The organism is Halovulum marinum (assembly GCF_009697225.1).
Taxonomy (GTDB): Bacteria; Pseudomonadota; Alphaproteobacteria; order Rhodobacterales; family Rhodobacteraceae; genus Halovulum; species Halovulum marinum.
Map to the genome: position 1 here is coordinate 18,962 of NZ_WIND01000024.1, position 16,012 is coordinate 34,973.

At 66.1% G+C, this 16,012-nt stretch carries 17 protein-coding genes; 8 read left to right on the forward strand and 9 right to left on the reverse strand.

The features are described from left to right. The first annotated feature begins 2 nt into the window (after window positions 1-2). Window positions 3-1,364 carry an ANL family adenylate-forming protein gene (locus GE300_RS19285; protein ID WP_154449143.1) on the forward strand — a complete coding sequence of 454 codons (1,362 nt, stop codon included), beginning with the start codon at window positions 3-5 and terminating at the stop codon, window positions 1,362-1,364. A gap of 12 nt (window positions 1,365-1,376) precedes the next feature. Here the strand turns inward: GE300_RS19285 and GE300_RS19290 are convergent, their stop codons facing one another. After that, a complete protein-coding gene (locus GE300_RS19290) occupies window positions 1,377-2,276 on the reverse strand; it encodes a sulfotransferase domain-containing protein (protein WP_154449144.1) in 900 nt (299 codons plus the stop codon). A gap of 225 nt (window positions 2,277-2,501) precedes the next feature. On the opposite strand from GE300_RS19290, the gene GE300_RS19295 reads away from it, so the two are divergent. Then, window positions 2,502-2,840 (forward strand): hypothetical protein, encoded by a 339-nt coding sequence (locus tag GE300_RS19295; RefSeq protein ID WP_154449145.1) that lies wholly within the window; start codon window positions 2,502-2,504, stop codon window positions 2,838-2,840. 18 nt (window positions 2,841-2,858) lie between these two features. Here the strand turns inward: GE300_RS19295 and GE300_RS19300 are convergent, their stop codons facing one another. From GE300_RS19300 to GE300_RS19310, 3 genes are all read right to left on the reverse strand, one after another. Further along, a complete protein-coding gene (locus GE300_RS19300; protein ID WP_325063329.1) occupies window positions 2,859-3,896 on the reverse strand; it encodes an NAD-dependent epimerase/dehydratase family protein in 1,038 nt (345 codons plus the stop codon). Then, on the reverse strand, window positions 3,796-4,707 hold the full coding sequence (locus GE300_RS23765; RefSeq protein ID WP_325063326.1) for a sugar phosphate nucleotidyltransferase: 912 nt from the start codon (window positions 4,705-4,707) through the stop codon (window positions 3,796-3,798). Before GE300_RS23765 ends, GE300_RS19300 begins: the two co-directional genes overlap by 101 nt. Before the next feature lie 102 nt (window positions 4,708-4,809). Further along, on the reverse strand, window positions 4,810-5,796 hold the full coding sequence (locus tag GE300_RS19310) for a glycosyltransferase (protein ID WP_154449147.1): 987 nt from the start codon (window positions 5,794-5,796) through the stop codon (window positions 4,810-4,812). Between the two features lie 165 nt (window positions 5,797-5,961). Here GE300_RS19310 and GE300_RS19315 point away from each other — a divergent pair, with 165 nt between their 5' ends. Genes GE300_RS19315 through GE300_RS19325 form a run of 3 tightly spaced genes read left to right on the forward strand, consistent with a single transcriptional unit; the run spans window position 5,962 to window position 7,553 of the window. Next, a complete protein-coding gene (locus GE300_RS19315) occupies window positions 5,962-6,972 on the forward strand; it encodes a glycosyltransferase family 2 protein (protein WP_154449148.1) in 1,011 nt (336 codons plus the stop codon). A 51-nt stretch (window positions 6,973-7,023) separates the two neighbouring features. Further along, on the forward strand, window positions 7,024-7,287 hold the full coding sequence (locus tag GE300_RS19320; RefSeq protein ID WP_154449149.1) for a type II toxin-antitoxin system Phd/YefM family antitoxin: 264 nt from the start codon (window positions 7,024-7,026) through the stop codon (window positions 7,285-7,287). After that, the gene (locus tag GE300_RS19325; RefSeq protein WP_154449150.1) at window positions 7,284-7,553 is read left to right on the forward strand and encodes a Txe/YoeB family addiction module toxin; all 270 of its coding nucleotides are present in this window, start codon (window positions 7,284-7,286) and stop codon (window positions 7,551-7,553) included. The genes GE300_RS19320 and GE300_RS19325 overlap by 4 nt, the downstream gene beginning before the upstream one ends. Before the next feature lie 34 nt (window positions 7,554-7,587). Here GE300_RS19325 and GE300_RS19330 read toward each other — a convergent pair whose 3' ends face one another. The 5 genes from GE300_RS19330 to GE300_RS19350 form a co-directional block, all read right to left on the reverse strand. Next, window positions 7,588-8,700, reverse strand: a complete 1,113-nt coding sequence (locus GE300_RS19330) for a hypothetical protein (protein WP_154449151.1) — start codon at window positions 8,698-8,700, stop codon at window positions 7,588-7,590. Window positions 8,701-8,818: 118 nt separating this feature from the next. Further along, on the reverse strand, window positions 8,819-9,619 hold the full coding sequence (locus GE300_RS19335; RefSeq protein WP_154449152.1) for a class I SAM-dependent methyltransferase: 801 nt from the start codon (window positions 9,617-9,619) through the stop codon (window positions 8,819-8,821). 35 nt (window positions 9,620-9,654) lie between these two features. Continuing rightward, window positions 9,655-10,647: an NAD-dependent epimerase/dehydratase family protein gene (locus GE300_RS19340; RefSeq protein ID WP_233417200.1), complete on the reverse strand. Its 993-nt coding sequence runs from the start codon at window positions 10,645-10,647 to the stop codon at window positions 9,655-9,657. Further along, window positions 10,644-12,035 carry a nucleotide sugar dehydrogenase gene (locus GE300_RS19345; protein ID WP_233417201.1) on the reverse strand — a complete coding sequence of 464 codons (1,392 nt, stop codon included), beginning with the start codon at window positions 12,033-12,035 and terminating at the stop codon, window positions 10,644-10,646. Before GE300_RS19345 ends, GE300_RS19340 begins: the two co-directional genes overlap by 4 nt. Window positions 12,036-12,134: 99 nt before the next feature. Continuing rightward, window positions 12,135-13,295 (reverse strand): glycosyltransferase, encoded by a 1,161-nt coding sequence (locus GE300_RS19350; protein ID WP_154449153.1) that lies wholly within the window; start codon window positions 13,293-13,295, stop codon window positions 12,135-12,137. Between the two features lie 154 nt (window positions 13,296-13,449). Between GE300_RS19350 and GE300_RS19355 the strand changes: the two genes are divergently transcribed. The 3 genes from GE300_RS19355 (at window position 13,450) to GE300_RS19365 (ending at window position 15,937) form a co-directional block, all read left to right on the forward strand. Then, window positions 13,450-14,232, forward strand: coding sequence for a class I SAM-dependent methyltransferase (locus GE300_RS19355; RefSeq protein ID WP_233417202.1), 783 nt, complete (start codon window positions 13,450-13,452; stop codon window positions 14,230-14,232). 86 nt (window positions 14,233-14,318) lie between these two features. Continuing rightward, window positions 14,319-15,284 (forward strand): lysylphosphatidylglycerol synthase domain-containing protein, encoded by a 966-nt coding sequence (locus tag GE300_RS19360; RefSeq protein WP_154449155.1) that lies wholly within the window; start codon window positions 14,319-14,321, stop codon window positions 15,282-15,284. Window positions 15,285-15,397: 113 nt separating this feature from the next. Then, entirely contained in the window at window positions 15,398-15,937 is a 540-nt protein-coding gene (locus GE300_RS19365) for a recombinase family protein (RefSeq protein ID WP_154449156.1), read from the forward strand. Window positions 15,938-16,012 lie beyond the last annotated feature (75 nt).

Sequence of the window (16,012 nt, forward strand, 5' to 3'; positions counted from 1 at the left end):
CGATGGCGACCGGCTTCCTGCTGGCGCGGTTCGCGGCGGCCGGCGACAAGACCGCCTTCGTCGAGGCCGACGGCAGCCGGGAAAGCTATGCCGGGCTGCTGGCGCGGATCGAGGCCGCCGGCGCGGCGCTGGATGCCGCGGGCGTGCGCCCCGGCGCCGCGGTGCAGCTGCGCGGCGATTTCGGCGCCGCCGCCACGGCGTTCCTGCTGGCGCTCTGGGCGCGGGGCGCGGCGGTGATCCCGGTGGCCCCGGTCAGCTTCGAGAAGGCCGGGGAATTTGCGCAGGTGGGGCAGGCGGAATGGATCGTGGACGCCGCCAGCGGGGCCGCCAGCGGGGCCATCGCCCCGGGGCCGGGCAGTTCGGAGCATCCGCTCTACGACGATCTGCGGCGCCGCGGCGTGCCGGGGCTGGTGATCTTCTCCTCGGGAACCACCGGCGCCTCCAAGGGCGCGGTGCACGACGCCACCCGGCTGCTGTCGAAATTCGAGGGCCCGGGCAAGGATTTCCGCACGCTGGCCTTCCTGCTGTTCGACCATATTGCCGGCGTGGACACGCTGCTGTACTGCCTGTCGAACGCGTCCACCATCGTCTGCCCGGCGGAACGCACGCCCGAGGCGATCTGCCGCCTGATCGCCGCCGAGGCCGTCGAGGTGCTGCCCACGGCGCCCTCGTTCCTGAACCTGATGCTGCTGTCGGGCGCGCAGCAGGCGCATGACCTGTCGAGCCTGAAGATCGTCACCTACGGCGCCGAGATGATGCCGCAGGCGCTGCTGGAGCGGGTGGCGGCGGCGCTTCCGCAGGCGCGGCTGGTGCAGAAATACGGCACCTCGGAGATCGGCGCGCTGCGCTCGAGATCGGAAGGCAGTGCCTCGCGCTGGATCCGGATCGGCGGCCATGAAGACGGACGGGGCGCGGAATGGCGCGTCGTCGACGGGCTGCTGGAGGTCAGGACCGGCACCGCGATGCTGGGCTATCTGAACGCGCCGTCGCCGTTCACCGATGACGGCTGGTACCGCACCGGCGACCGGGTCGAGGTGAAGGGCGACATGGTGCGCTTTCTGGGCCGCGACAGCGACGTGATCAACGTCGGCGGGCAGAAGGTGTTTCCGGCCGAGGTCGAGGCCGAGATCGCCCGCCTGGACGGCGTCGCCGAGGTCGCGGTCAGCGGCAGCGCGCACCCGATCCTGGGCGCGGTGGTGACGGCGCGGGTGCGGATGACCGACCCGGGCGCGGCCCCGGCGGCGGTGCGCACCGCCATCCGCCGGGGCCTGGCCGGACGGCTGGAGCCCTACAAGATCCCGCAGAAGATCGAGGTCACCGACCAGCCGCTGGTGACGGACCGGTTCAAGCAGCGCCGGGGCTGAGCCCCGGACACCTCAGCGGTGCGAGGGCGCGACCAGGCCCATGGGGCGCGACAGCGCATCCTTCAGGGTGCGGCCCAGGACCCGCAGCCGGCCCTTCTGATACCGCTGTGCCAGCGCCTTCAGGTCGCTTGCCTGGATCTGGCCCCGATAGCCCAGCTCTTCCGACAGGGCGATGATCTCGGGGTGGCGGCGAATGGTCCTGAAGTCGATCGCCTGCGCGGTCTTGTGGTGGAACCGGTCGATCTTGCGCTGCGGCGCGGTCTCGATCTCGGGGCGCGGCGGCAGGCCGAGAAAGTCGAGCAGCCCGGTCAACGCCTCGCGTTGCTTCAGCAGGTCCTCGAAACGGGCGCGGTGATAGCCTCCGGGCGGCGACAGGTCCTGCTGCTCCAGACCGAAGCGGTGCACCTCGTACCAGTAGAACAGGTTTTTCTCGAACGGCGACAGGCGGTCCCAGCGGTCGGCGTAGCTGTGCAGCCTGACCCCGGCGTCGCCCGGCGTCGGGGCGATCGCGTCGCGGATGTCCGCGCGCCGGTCGGGCATGTACCAGTGGTGCGTGACCAGCGAGGCCGCGACCCGCGCCGGGTTCCGGGTGACCTGCACAAGCCGCAGCCGGTCGCCGAAACGCTGCCGCAGCAGCGGCGCCATGGCGAAGGCCGGAAAGCCCAGTTCGACATAGCTTTTGCCGCTGGCGAGGACCTGGTCGATATCGCCGAAATGGGCCTGCAGCCGGGGGTTTTCGGCCAGGCGGGCCAGCCGGTCGGGGTTCCGCAGGCAGTGCCGGGGATCGTAGAGATAGCCCATCGGCTCGTGCTCGGCATGAACCAGGTCCGGATAGCAGGAGGCCAGGGTCTGGTGCAGCCACTGCGTGCCGGACCGGGCGGTGGTGATCAGAAAAACAACTTTAGAGTTCAAGGCACACTACCCCATTGTACACTTACACAACACATTGCAACATTCAGATACTAACACGGTATCTGTAAAGCGTCGCCCCTGCTGCGGGACAAATGCCGTTTTCAACCGCAAAGCGTGAGAAACGCCGCGACGCCGGCGACTGCGGCCGTTATGTTGGTGGCGGGGCGCGATCAGGGGAGATCCGGGATCACACGGCATTCAGCCTGGGTGGCGACACGCACAAGCGTGCTCTATCTGCTGGGCGCGGGACTGTTCGTCTTTGCGTATTCGGCGCTGGCGGCGGGGATGACCCTGTTGCCCCTGCCGGAAGAGATCCGGACGAATCTGTCCGAAAGCGGCGCGAACTGGGCCGGTCTTTCGGAAAATCTTCCCTATCAACTTCTCATCCACCTGGCCGCCGGTTTTCTGTTCGGGATTCTGGTCACCGTCTATGCCGTGATTTCGTGGCCGGTGATCGCGTTTTCTGGCGCGACCCGGCGGGTCCTGAGGCGCGCGACCGCCCTCTATGCGGTGGTGGTCGCGGTCAACATGGCGCTGGTCGCGGCGCTGGTTGCGGCCGGCTAGGGCCGGCCGGCCGGCCCCTCAGGCGGGGACGGCGCCCACACGGCGGAAGTTCTCGTCCAGCCGGTTTTCGGCCACCAGTGCCTCCAGTTGTGCCAGGCGCTTGTACTTGCGGCCCTCGAAGTCGTCGACGGTCAGCTTTGCCGCCTTCACCGCCTCGTACAGCTGCCGGGCGCCGCGAATCGCGTCCCATTCGGGACGGAAGCCGGGGATCGCCTTCTCGATCTTGGCCGAGCTGACCCGGTAGGAGCGGTTGTCGGGCCCGGCGTCGGCGGCGTAGTCGATTTCCGAATTAGGCACCGTCTCGGCGACGATCTGCGCCAGCTCGCGGATCTGGTAGTTGTTCTCGGTCCGGCAGACGTTGAACGCCTCGCCCCGGATCGCGTCGGCGTCGGCCTCCAGCGCCGCCAGGAAGGCGCGGGCCATGTCCTCGACGTGGATGATCGGCCGCCAGGGCGTGCCGTCGGACATCATCAGGATCTTTCCGGAGGTGTAGGCGTGCGCGATCAGGTTGTTCAGCACGATGTCGAAGCGCATCCGCGGGCTGACGCCGTAGGCGGTGGCGAAGCGCAGGAACACCGGGCAGAAATCCTGATCCGCCAGCGGCTTCAGGTCGCGCTCGGCCAGCACCTTGGAGCGGCCGTAGTCGGTCTGCGGGTTCAGCGCCCCGGTCTCGTCGATCATGCCGTCGCCGGCCTTGCCGTAGTTCGAGCAGGACGAGGCGAAGACGAAGCGCGGCACGCCGGCGGCCCTGGCGCATTTCGCCACGTGGATCGTGCCCTCGTGGTTGATCTGCTGCGTCAGGCCCGGGCGCAGCTTGCCCAGCGGGTCGTTGGACAGCGCCGCCAGGTGGATCACCCCGTCGAACCCTTCCAGGTCGGCGGGGGTCAGGTCGCGGATGTCCTTGCCGATGTTCGGCACGTCCGGAACCGCCCCGCCGGGGGCGAAGTCGGCGCGGTCAAAGAGATTGATATCGCACCCAGTCACCCGGATGCCCGCCGCGGCCAATACCGGCACCGTCACCGACCCGACGTAGCCCTGATGCCCCGTCACCAGCACGCGTTTCGTCTTCCCAGGTTGCCCACGGTCGGTTGCCATTCTTCCACATCTCCTCGAGTCGGCGCTTGTCCGCCAGATGATCCATGCAATACCAGAAGCCGGGATGGCGGTAGGCCATCAGCTGTCCCATTTCCATCAGCCGGGGCAGCGGGCCGTTCTCCCACATGATCTCGTCGCCGTTGACGTCGGCCACCGCGTCGAACGCCTCCGGCTCGATCACGAAGAAGCCGCCGTTGATCCAGTCCATCGCGGTCTCGGGCTTCTCCTGGAAGCCCTGGACCAGCCCGTCCTCGCGCACCGCCAGGTGCCCGAAGGTGGTCAGCGGGCGCACCATGGTCATGGTCACCAGCTTGCCGTGCGCGCGGTGGAACTCCATCAGCGCCTTCAGATCGACGTTGGACACGCCGTCGCCATAGGTCAGCATGAAGGTCTCGCCGCCCAGATAGGGCCGCAGCCGGGCCAGGCGGCCGCCGGTCATGGTGTCCTCGCCGGTGTCGATCAGGTCGACCACCCAGGGCGGCCGCGGCTCGTTGTCGGCGCCGTTCAGCGCCGGCTGGCCGAACAGCTCGCGCTGGCCGAAGTCGACCCGCAGGTTGCCGGAATACTGGCACAGGTCGGCGATGTACTTCTTGATCAGATCGCCCATGTAGCCGAGCGCCAGCACGAACTCGTGGTGCCCGTGGGCCGAGTAGTGCTGCATGATGTGCCACAGGATCGGCCGGTTGCCGATCTCGACCAGGGGCTTGGGCCGCACCCGTGTTTCCTCGATCAGCCGCGAGCCCTTGCCCCCGGCGAAAATCGCTACCTTCACTGTCGCTCTCCCCCACCAGACGGCGCTGTCCACACACTAGCTTTCCGCGGGCGGCCGCGCCACGCCACCGGACCGAAGATTAGGCCGGATTTGTGACAAAATTCAGGTTTGCCGCCAGCGTCCGGCCAGATCGCCGGCGCTGCCGCGCAGCAGCAGCCCCAGCATCCGCCGTGCACGGTAGAGCCGGATCCGGGCAAGGCAACCGAAAGCCCGGATCCGCGCGGCCGCCCCGGACAGGCGCTCGGTCCGGGCCAGCCGCGGCAGCTCGGCCAGCGGCGAGACCGCCAGCGCCCCGGCCCGCGCGCCCCAGCGCAGCCGGCCGCGCAGCCCGCGCACCGCCGAGAAGTCGTGGCCGATGTGCCGGTCCCACTTGCGCGCCAGCTCGGCAAAGCTGTCGCGGGCGGGGGTGGCGATGCGCATCGCGGGGACATAGGCCATGCCGATCCCGGCGGCGGTGGCGCGCCGGCCCCAGTCCATGTCCTCGGCCACGCCGATGCCGGCGAAGTCGCCCACAGCGTCGAACACCGCCCGGCGCACCGCCATGTTGCAGGTCGCGGTATAGCCGTCGCGCGCGACGTAAAGCTGCATCCGGTAGCCCCAGACGCTCTCGTAGGCCTCGACCGGGGTCAGGCGGCCGGGGTCGGCGGCCGCGATGGCGACGTCGCCGCCGATCACGCCGACCGCCGGATGGGCATCCAGCCAGGCGGCCAGCGTGGCCAGCCAGTCCGGCCCGGCGAGGCAGTCGGCGTCGAGGAAGGCCAGGATGTCGCCGCGCGCCCGCCGCGCGCCGGTGCTGCGCGCCGGGCCGGGGCCGGGCGTGGCCTCGGCCAGCAGCCGGGCGAAGGGGAAGTCCGCCACCACCGCCGCGGGCGGCTCCCGCGAGCCGTTGTCGACCACGATCGCCTCGAACGGCGGCGCACCGCGCTGCGCCGCCAGCGCGTCCAGGCAGCGGCGCAGCGCCGCGGCGTGGTTCAGGTGCGGGATCACCACCGAGACCCGGGGCGCCGCGGCGGCGCCGGAAGAGGGGCCGGAGGAGGGGCCGGAATAGGGGCCTGAGGAGGGGCCTGTCTGGGGGTCTGGGCGGGACATCGGCGGCCTCCGGGTGCGGCGCGGCTTCGACTGCGCGGACATGAAATCGGCGTTTTTGTTGTATTCCGTCACGCCGGGCGGGCCAATGCGGTTTTGCCCTCGCCGGGGGGCGGGCTAGGATCCGACGGGGGTCCGGACGGGACGCGGGGAAGGAGACATGCCGGCATGACACAGGCCACGGCGGAAGGGGCGCCGGACCTCTCGATCATCATCATCAGCTTCAACACGCGCGAGATGACGCTGGCGTGCCTGCGCTCGGTGATCGGGCAGACGCGCGAGACCAGCCACGAGATCATCGTCGTCGACAACGACTCGCACGACGGCTCGGCCGCGGCGGTCGCGGCGGCGTTTCCCGACATCACCCTGTTCGCGGAACAGACCAACCACGGCTTCGCCGGCGGCAACAACCTGGGCGTGGCGCGGTCGCGGGGCCGCCATGTGCTGCTGCTGAACCCCGATACCGTGGTGCTGGACGGCGCCATCGACAAGCTGATGGCCTTTGCCCGCGCGACGCCGCAGGCCGGGATCTGGGGCGGGCGCACGATCTACGGCGACGGCACGCTGAACCGCACCTGCTGCTACCAGCGCATGAGCCTGTGGAACGTGTTCTGCCGCGCCACCGGCCTGGCCTCGCTGAGCGGCAACCACCGCCTGTTTTCCGAGGCCTATGGCGGCTGGGGCATGGACAGCGTGCGCCCGGTGGACATCGTCACCGGCTGCTTCCTGCTGATCCCGCGCGAACTGTGGGACCGGCTGGGCGGGTTCGACCCGAGCTATTTCATGTACGGCGAGGAGGCCGACCTGTGCATGCGCGCCGCCGACCGGTTCGGCGCCGATCCGCATTTCACGCCCGACGCCGAGATCATCCACTACGGCGGCGCCTCGGAGCCGGTGCGCGCCGACAAGGCGGTGCGGCTGTTCAAGGCCAAGATGACGGTGATCGAGCATCATTTCCGCGGCTGGCGGCGCCCCGTCGGGCTGGCGCTGTTCCGCGCGATCCCGCTGACCCGCTGGCTGGCGCTGTCGGCGCTGGCCGCCGTCACCCGCCGCGAGCGGTTCCGCGACGGCGCCCGCGTCTGGGGCGAGATCTGGACCCGCCGGGACGAATGGTCCCCGCCCGAGGGCCTGCCGGCGCCCGCGCACGGGGCACGGAACGGGGCACGGAACGGGGCTTGAGTTGATATGTACAGAATTCTGTGCATATAAGGGTGGACCCAGGAGGTTGCCATGGACGTCATGACTTACACCGATGCGCGTGCGTCCCTGAAGGACGTGATGGATCGCGTGATTCACGATCGCGTCGAGGTCGTCGTGACGCGCAAGAATCGCGAAGCGGTGGTGATGATCTCGCTCGACGAGTACAACGCGATCCAGGAAACGCTGCACCTGCAGAAAAGCCCCGCGAACGCGCGGCGGCTGCACGCCTCGATCGCGCAACTGAATGCCGGCACGGGCACCGAACGCGACATCGGGCGCGATATCGATCCTTGAAGCTGGTCTTCCCGGACCACGCCTGGGAGGACTATCTCTGGTGGCAGTCGGCGGGCCGGCAGACGGGTCTGGAGCGGGTCAACGCGCTGATCAGGGCCGCCCGGAGGACGCCGTTCAAGGGGCTCGGCAAGCCCGAACCGCTCAAGGGCGACCTGAGCGGGTGGTGGTCCCGGCGGATCACCGACGAGCACCGCTTCGTCTATCGCGTCAGCGGCAAGGGGGATGGGCAAGGCCTGGAGATCGCCCAGCTGCGGTATCATTACTGAGTGGGAAGGTTATTCCTGCTCAAGTGCCTCGTTGTCATTCAGGAAATCCATACCTGATTACCTTTCCCCAAAGGGTTTTCGTTTCATTTCCCGCTTGTTCGCTCAGCTCATCTGCAGTATTCAATGCTTTTTCCCAAAAGTTTTCGACATTAATCCCGGCTTGTTTCATCCATGTACCAATGGAACTGCTTACGGTAGTCATATACTCCGCGGCATCGGAAACACTTGGAGCTGCCGCGTCGATATTCTTGTACGTTTTCTTTGCTGTATCCCATATATCCGCTGGCGCGGCCGCCATTTGCTCAAAAAGTTCTTCTTTTTTGGGAATCTCTATGGCGCATATCTGATCGACATCCTGGGCTCTTTGCAGGTCTGGGTTGAATGCGATCGCAAGGTCGTAGTTGTCTTTCAGTGCTTCGCACAGATCCGCCATCTCCCATGCTGTAGCGGCCAGAACGACAGAAATCCCAAACCAAGGCAGAGCTTCGGCAGGCATCGCTCCGAAGTTACGCTGCGCACTGGCAACCAGTCGCCTTCGCACGGCTGTGGTGTGTTCATTCACCGCATCCGACAATGGCATTTGCTCACCTTTGTAACGAACCATTCTCGCCCGTACTTCAGGGCTAACAGAGCCTAACCGACTGATCTCCCGCTTATTGTCCTCTAGTTCCTCGACGAGAAGGCTGTTTCTCTGATCGTTGGTCAGGTGGGAAATGGGCTTCAATTTATACTCGGAGCGAAGCCCGTTTGCATCGAGGGCCACGGTTTCTGCCAATTGTGACGGCAAGGTTGATGCAAACTCCTCGGGCGACTTTGCGCCCTTTGCCCGGTTGGTTTTTCTGTGGGTAAAGCGTAAGTTTCGTGGGTCGTTTGCGAGTCTCTTCAAGTCGTCGCCGCAAATACCCTGACTATATGCATAGTAAAGAGATATTAGATGATCAACTTCTATGTCTTCACATTTTATCTTTTTTCCGATGGTGTACTGATCTTCAACGAGCTGCCCGACGGCGCAATAACTGCCACGATTCTTGTATGAAGGCCTGGAAAATTCGTGATCGCATTGCTGCGCTTGTTGCTGCGCTTGAATCTTTGTTGGCGAAATTATAGCTGCCAGCACGACAAAATATATAATATGAATACTTTTCATTTTAATTATCCGCTTGAGTAACTTTATCAAAGTAATGTGACCTATTGTATTTCAGCATGATTTTTTAGCTGGGGCTCGGATCCATCTGCGCCGTCGTGATGACACCCCTAGCCACCCCTCACCCCCCAGGCCGTCTTCCCACCGGCAGGATCTCCAGCGGGTTCAGGTGCAGCGCCTCGGCCCGGTCCGGGGCGTCGGCGAACGGGTCGTAGGCGGTGACCCCGAACCCCGCCGCGCGCATCCGCGCCAGGAAATCGTCGCGGCCGTAGATGCGGACGTGGTCCCACTGGCCGAAGCGGCGTTCCTGCTCGGCCGGGTCGTCGATGCCCGGCTCCTCCTCGGTGCCCTCGCCGTCGGTGGCCAGCGGCACCAGCAGCAGCGCCTGGCCGCCGGGCTTGAGGATCCGCAGGATCTCGCGCATCGCCTTGGCGTCGTCGGGGATGTGCTCCAGCACATGGGAGCAGATCACCACGTCGAAGCTTGCGTCCGCGAAGGGCGCGGCGGTCAGGTCGGCCGAATGCATGTTCTCGATGTGGCGGTAGCGTTTCGCGTCGATGTCGCTGCCGGTGTAGTGCACCTGGCTCTGCCGTTTCAGCCACAGGTACAGCCCGTAGTCGGGGGCCACGTGCAGCACCTTCAGCGGCGTCTGCCCGGCGCCGGCATGGCGTTCGAGGTAGAGCATCATCATCCGCGTGCGGTCGCAGCCGTGGCAGACCGGGCAGCGGTCGTCCTCGCGGCGCATGCCGCCGACCACCTGGCGGCGGTCCAGCACCTGGTGCCCGCCGCCGTGCGGCTTCAGCCCCGAGATGCCGTTGCCGCAGAGCGGGCAGGTCAGCGCGCTGCCGCGGAAGGCCAGGCGGCGCAGGCCGAAGCGCACCGGCTGCGGCAGCATGTTGGTGTACTGGCGGATGTGGCCCATGACGAGTTCCCCCTGTCGCCTGCCGGTTTCGATGCCTACTCGAGATACCAGGGGTTCTCGCGCGCCCAGGCGATGGTGCGGGCGATCCCCTCGCGGGCCGAGGTGCGCGGCGTCCAGCCCAGCAGGCGCCCGGCCTTGTCGACGTTCGGCACCCGGCGGATGATGTCCTCGTAGACCTTTCCGTAACGCTCGCCGGTGTCGACGGGCACCGGCTCCATGTCGACGCCGGCCTCCTCGATCACGGTGCGCACGACCTCTTCCATGGTCAGCTCGACCGGGTTGCCGAGGTTGAACACCTCGCCCACGGCTTCCGGCCTGGTGGCGGCGGCGATGATGCCCTCGATCACGTCGTCGATATGGGTCAGGCAGCGGGTCTGCTGGCCGCCGTCGTACAGCTCCGGCGGCTGGCCGTTCAGCACCCGGTGCACCGCCTTGGAGACGACGTAGATCGGGTTCTGCCGCGCGCCGTAGACGTTGAAGAAGCGCACGATCGACATCGGCAGCCCGGTCTTGCGGTGGATGCCGAACAGCATGTGCTCGCACACCGCCTTGGCCGAGGAATAGGACCAGCGGTCGACATGGGTCGCGCCCAGCACCCGGTCGCCGTCCTCGTCCCAGGGCACGTCCGGGTTGCGGCCGTAGACCTCCGAGGTCGAGGTGAACAGGATCCGCACCCTGTGCCGGTCGCACAGTTCCACAAGGTTCCGCGTGCCGATGATCGCGATGTCGATCAGGCTCAGCGGGTCCTCCATGTAGCGGTTCACGCCGACGACCGAGGCCAGGTGATAGAGCGTGCTGGCCTCGGGGCGGAAGAAGTCCCCGATCACCTGCGGGTCGCGGATGTCGCCGCGGACGTAGTGGAAGTCCGGGTGGTCCCGCACCTCGTCCAGGTTGTGGCTGGCCGCCGGGTCGACGATGTCGAGCCCCCAGACCACCGCGCCCCGGCGCAGGAGATCCTCGATCAGGTGGCTGCCGATCAGGCCGGCGGCCCCGGTGACCATCACGGTCCCCATGGCGGTGTCGTTCATGCGTGCTGCCTCTGCGCGGCCTCTGGCAGGGCGGAGCGCCCGACGCCGCGATAGACGAACCCCGCCGCTTCCAGCGCGGCGATGGTGTCGTGGTCGTAATAGATCCGCCCGTCGTAGATCAGTGCGCCCGGCGCCAGCCGGGACTTGAACGCCGCCACGTCGATGGGGCGGAAGGCGTCGTGCCCGGCCATGATCACCACCGCGTCGGCGCCGTCCAGCGCCTCCTGCCAGCCGGTCAGGCTGAGCCCGTGCTGCGCCGCCTCGGTCGCCGAGACCGTGGGATCGCAGACGGCGACGCCCGCGTAGCCCGCCGCCGTCAGCGCCGACAGGAACGGCGCGACCGGGGTGAACCGGCAGTCGCCGGAGTTGGTCTTGAAGGAATAGCCCAGCACCGCGATCCTGGCGTCGGCGGGCGCGGTGCCGCGGGCCTTCAGGAACAGGTCCACCTGGTCGAAGACATAGGCCGGCATCGCGTCGTTCACCGACCGGCCCGCCGCCGACAGCTTCAGCTCCAGCCCGTGGCGCTTGCCGAGCGCGTCGATGAACCACGGGTCCTTGGTCAGGCAATAGCCGCCGACCCCGTTCGAGGGCGTCAGGATGTTGACGTAGTGCTGGCCCTTCTTCAGCGAATTCGCGCCCCGGATCACCTCCAGCACGTCGATCGGCCAGGGCAGGGCGTCGGCCAGCAGTGCGAGTTCATGCGCCAGCGCGATGTTCAGGTCGATCCACTGGTTGTCGGCCAGCTTCACCAGCTCGGCCGCCTCGGGCGAGGTCACCTCGATCACCTCGACGCCCATCACCTCGCGCCAGAAGGCGCCGGCGGCGGCGGTCGACGCGGCGTCGATGCCGCCGACCACGATCGGCAGGCGGTTGAACTCGGCGATGGCGTTGCCCTCGGCCAGCCGCTCGGGCGAGAACGCCATCAGCACCCGCGCCTGCGGGCGCAGGATCTCGTCGGCCATCAGCCGGGTGACGCCGGGCGGCACGGTGGACTTGATGACGATCACCTGCCCGTCGTGGACATGCGGCGCGATGGCGCCGCAGGCGGCGCGGATGTGGCCCAGATCGGCGTCGAAGCTGTCGGACAGCGGCGTGCCGACGGTGATGACGATCATGTCGGCGCCGGCGACGGCGGCCATGTCGGTGGTGGCGCTCAGCCGGCCGGCGGCGACCTGGGTTTCGACCAGCTCGGCAAGCCCCGGCTCGGGCAGCGGGCAGCGCCCCGCGGAAATATCGGCGACCAGCTGTGCGTTCAGATCGACGCCCCTGACCCGGCAGCCGCGCGACGCGAGCACCGCGCCGATCACGCTGCCGATATAGCCGAAGCCGACGACGGCGACGTTCTTCATACCCAGATCACCCCACTGGCCGGGCCCCCTGCCGTCCATGGACGGCAATCGTGACCCCAATTCGGCATACCCCGGTTTTCGTGTAGCACCCTTGCGCCGCTCCGGGCCAGAGTCTTGCGTGTTGCAGTGCGGGATTTTTCACTCGGTCGGGGATGCGACCTCGTTCTCCCTGATCAACTCCTCGACGATCGTTCGCCATTCCCTACCGAGATTAGGCAGTTCGAAGCGCCTGCGCGCACCTTCAGGTGCGCGCCTTTCGTTCGAGGCGGCAAGCTCGTCAATGGCGCGGACGATCGCTTCTGGATCTCCCGGCGGCACCAGGCGAACGCCTGTCATCCCCGGGGCCAGGAGTTCGCGGATCGCCGGCCCGTCACGCGTTATCAATGGCGCGCCGGCTGCAAGGATCTGAAAGACCTTGTTCGGTATTACTCGACCGGCCTTTTCCGTGGTCCCGAACACGCCGAGGCATATGTCGGCGGACCGTATCCGGTCCGCGAGTTCACCATACGGCACCCATGGGATCCATTCGAGGGCTTCGGGAGGGTCGGCCTCGATCAATTTCCGGATCCTGGGTTCCTCCTGACCTTTCCCGATGATCACCCAATCAATGGGCCGGCTCTTGGTTAATTGTGCCGCTCGCACGATTGTCTCGATGCCGTGGAGTGGGATGAACTGGCCGTAGAACAGGATCTTTGTCCGGTCTTTCCTGTCGGTGCGCCGGTACGGCGTCGTGCGAAACATCTCGGGTTCGGCACCGATCATGACAGCACCCGTGCGGCATTCGGGCAGTTGGTAGAAGTCGCGGAAAAGGGCGGCCTGAGCTTCGGTATCGAGGACCACCTTGTCGGCGCAGCGGCAGGCGCGGGCTTCGAGCGCACGTATGAGACGGGCCGCCGGATGGGACGGCGTGATGAGCTTCCGGTCCAGGACGACGGTGTCATAGAGAGACAGGAAGGCGTCCCAGACGATCGGGACCCCCCTTTTCCGTGCGGCCCGGTGGATGACCTGCACATCGAGATGTCCGAGGTAACCGATGATCACTGCATCGTGCTCCGGCGCGCGCCGGTACTGGCGCAGCAGGCGCGGGTAGGCGGAGATCCAGCGAAGCAACCGCTTCATCCGGGGCAGGAGGCCCGTCAACTGGCTCTTGTCTTCCAGATCGCCCCAGACATCGGCATGGATCTCGACAAGTTCGATATTGGCGGCAGCCAACGCCTTCCGGATCAGCCGGACGCGGGGCTTGCCGGTATCATAGGTGCCCCAGAGCACGACGCGGAGCGGCTTGGTCCTGCTTTCCATTTCGGCAAGAGTACAGCGCTCTGGGGGCGCCAATTGCAAGTGGGGGTGACGAAAGGGCCGATGTACCTTTTGGCGGGAACCTTGACCGATGCCATTTCCTCACACAACCTTCAGGCCCGCCATTTCGGCAGTTGGACTTGAGGATAAGCCCGGCATGATAGGTGCACTGAAGTGGCAGATACGCTCCTGGCAACAGGCGGGTCGGCATGAATGGCTTACCCGGGCGGCGACGTTCTCTTGGTTGCAACTCTATAATGTGCGCGATTTCCTGACGATAGGACGCGTTGGCGACAGTTTGCGGGATGGCTCGTTCCCTGATGACGTCAATGCTGCGGTAGACGAAGTTTGCGAGGGCCGTCTGGGAGCGGGTATTCGGCCCATGCAAGCCCCTTTTGAACTTGCCTCCTTGATGCGCGAAGTTTCTGACCGCCGACCTAAAACTGTCCTTGAGATCGGCACGGCGAGAGGCGGTACGTTGTTTCTTCTTTGTCGCTTTTCCGCGCCTGACGCGAAAATAATAAGTGTGGACTTACCTTATGGCCGTAATGGCGGGGGGTATCCGAAGTGGAAAGAGTCGCATTACCGGAGATTTTGTGGAGAACAGCAAGAGTTGAACTTGCTTCGCGCGGATTCTCATTCCAAGGAAACAGTGGATAAGGTCGACCGTATAGTAGGAGGGGATGGGATCGACTTTATCATGATTGATGCTGACCACTCTTATGAGGGGGTAAAGCAGGATTACATGTACTATTTACCGCTTCTCGCTCCCGGAGGGGTCATAGCGTTACATGATGTCTTGCCCACCGATGACCCTTCCATCGATGTAAACCGTTTCTGGGTTGAGTTGGAGAACGACACGAGCGTTCAGACCAAGACGATTGTTGCCGATCCTGAACAGGGCAGGTACGGCATCGGTCTCGTTTACCCTGTGGCTTGATATAATGATTGCCCATCGTCAGATGGTTTGGTCGGAACGACCATAGCATATCGAAGAATGGCCAAAACACCCGGAAGGTGGAGTGAATGGCATCCAGGCTTCGCATTGCGGGCACCTTCGCGGCGCTGCTCTTCATGGGGGTGGCGCTTTGGCGTGGCAGTCGGGAGATGCCACGGATCAATTTGACAGAGCCCCTGGCATGGGGTTGGCTGATAGCTGCACTCGGGTTTTACGTCATGTCGCAACTGGTCGCCGCGGTGGCTTGGCGTGGCGCCCTTTCGGTTTTCGATATGAAGCTGGAGCCTGGCCGCGCCGAAAGCCAGCTCATGGTTTCGGCGATCGGGAAATATATTCCGGGCAATTTTGCACATCTGATCGGTCGGTATGCGCTGGCGCAAGAAGATCGATTGCCAGGTTGGGCGGTAGGCTTTTCCATGGTGGTGGAGGTCGGGCTGCTCCTGGGCGCGGGTGCGTTGATCTTTGCCTTGGCACTGGTCTTTGCGCCGGATTTGGTCCTTGCGCTTTTGCCCGACGAGACCCTGATCTCGCCCAAGGCGCTCGTTTTGGGCCTGGGCTTGGCGTTGATGGTTGGTCTTCTGGGGGGCGGTGCCCTTTTTCGGAGGCGCTTGGATGGACCGAGGCGCGGAATGGCCCACCCCATGCGCGCCATCGCGCCATTTGGATTGCATGCGGTGAATTTCCTGGTGTTGGGCCTTTCGCTTTATTGTGTCGCCAGGGTCGTGGCGCCCGGGTCCACCGTGGGACTCCTGCCGTCCGTGGCAATCTTCGCTGCTGCTTGGTGCATTGGCTTCATCACGCCCGGAGCGCCAGGCGGACTTGGTCTGCGTGAAGGGATTATCGCTCTTGGCCTCGGGTTGTTCCTCGGGGCCGGGCCGGCTCTGGCGGCGGCACTGCTGCATCGGTTGATTTCGGTGATAGGCGATCTGATCACTTTCCCGATCGGCCTTTATCTACGGCGTGGAAAGGGAAACGGTGGCGAGCCTTCAGCGCAGGAAGATCTGGCTCTACATGATTTGCGACCTTGGACATAAACGGTCGTTTTTGACCGGCGCCGCGAACGTCCGCTGCCGCAAGGGTTTGGCTTTGACAAAAACCCCCGGCAAAAGCTTTGCGGTTCTGGCAGGTTTTTGGCAGGGTGGGCGGCATGATCATCGGATATGCCCGCGTCTCGACCGAGGACCAGAGGCTCGACGCCCAGACCGACGCGCTGGCCGCCGCCGGGGCCGGGCGCGTCTTTGCCGACCGGGTCAGCGGTGCGCGCCGCGCGCGGCCGGAGCTGGACCGGATGCTCGACCAGCTGCGCCCCGGCGACGTGGTCGTCGTCACCAAGTACGACCGGCTGGCGCGCTCGCTGAAGGACCTGCTCGAGATCGTCGAGGCGATCGCCGCGCGCGGCGCCGGCTTCCGCTCGCTGGCCGAGGACATCGACACCACCACCCCGGCCGGGCGGCTGGTGTTTCACGTCTTCGCCTCGATCGCCCAGTTCGAGCGCGAGCGGATCTCGGAGCGCACCCGCGAGGGGCTGGCCGCCGCCCGCGCGCGCGGGCGCGTCGGCGGGCGGCCCCCGGCGCTGAGCCCGGCCCAGAAGGCCGAGGTGCGGCGGATGCGCGACGAGGACAGCCGCACCGTCGCCGAGATCGCGCGGCTGTTCCGGGTGAGCGAACGCACGGTGCGGCGCGCCTGAGCGCCCGCAGCGCCATCGCGGCGGCGCGGGGCGCGGGAAACGGTTGATGTTCGGGGGCCGGCGGGTAGGGTCTCG

Bases quoted from the DNA above. Each gene is read 5' to 3' on its own strand.
- GE300_RS19285 (WP_154449143.1), top strand. From the start codon at position 3: ATGGCGACCGGCTTCCTGCTGGCGCGGTTCGCGGCGGCCGGCGACAAG.
- GE300_RS19365 (WP_154449156.1), top strand. From the start codon at position 15,398: ATGATCATCGGATATGCCCGCGTCTCGACCGAGGACCAGAGGCTCGAC.
- GE300_RS19340 (WP_233417200.1), bottom strand. From the start codon at position 10,647: ATGAACGACACCGCCATGGGGACCGTGATGGTCACCGGGGCCGCCGGC.
- GE300_RS19310 (WP_154449147.1), bottom strand. From the start codon at position 5,796: ATGTCCCGCCCAGACCCCCAGACAGGCCCCTCCTCAGGCCCCTATTCC.
- GE300_RS19330 (WP_154449151.1), bottom strand. From the start codon at position 8,700: ATGAAAAGTATTCATATTATATATTTTGTCGTGCTGGCAGCTATAATT.
- GE300_RS19345 (WP_233417201.1), bottom strand. From the start codon at position 12,035: ATGGACGGCAGGGGGCCCGGCCAGTGGGGTGATCTGGGTATGAAGAAC.
- GE300_RS19355 (WP_233417202.1), top strand. From the start codon at position 13,450: ATGATAGGTGCACTGAAGTGGCAGATACGCTCCTGGCAACAGGCGGGT.
- GE300_RS19315 (WP_154449148.1), top strand. From the start codon at position 5,962: ATGACACAGGCCACGGCGGAAGGGGCGCCGGACCTCTCGATCATCATC.
- GE300_RS19320 (WP_154449149.1), top strand. From the start codon at position 7,024: ATGGACGTCATGACTTACACCGATGCGCGTGCGTCCCTGAAGGACGTG.
- GE300_RS19350 (WP_154449153.1), bottom strand. From the start codon at position 13,295: ATGGAAAGCAGGACCAAGCCGCTCCGCGTCGTGCTCTGGGGCACCTAT.
- GE300_RS19335 (WP_154449152.1), bottom strand. From the start codon at position 9,619: ATGGGCCACATCCGCCAGTACACCAACATGCTGCCGCAGCCGGTGCGC.
- GE300_RS19360 (WP_154449155.1), top strand. From the start codon at position 14,319: ATGGCATCCAGGCTTCGCATTGCGGGCACCTTCGCGGCGCTGCTCTTC.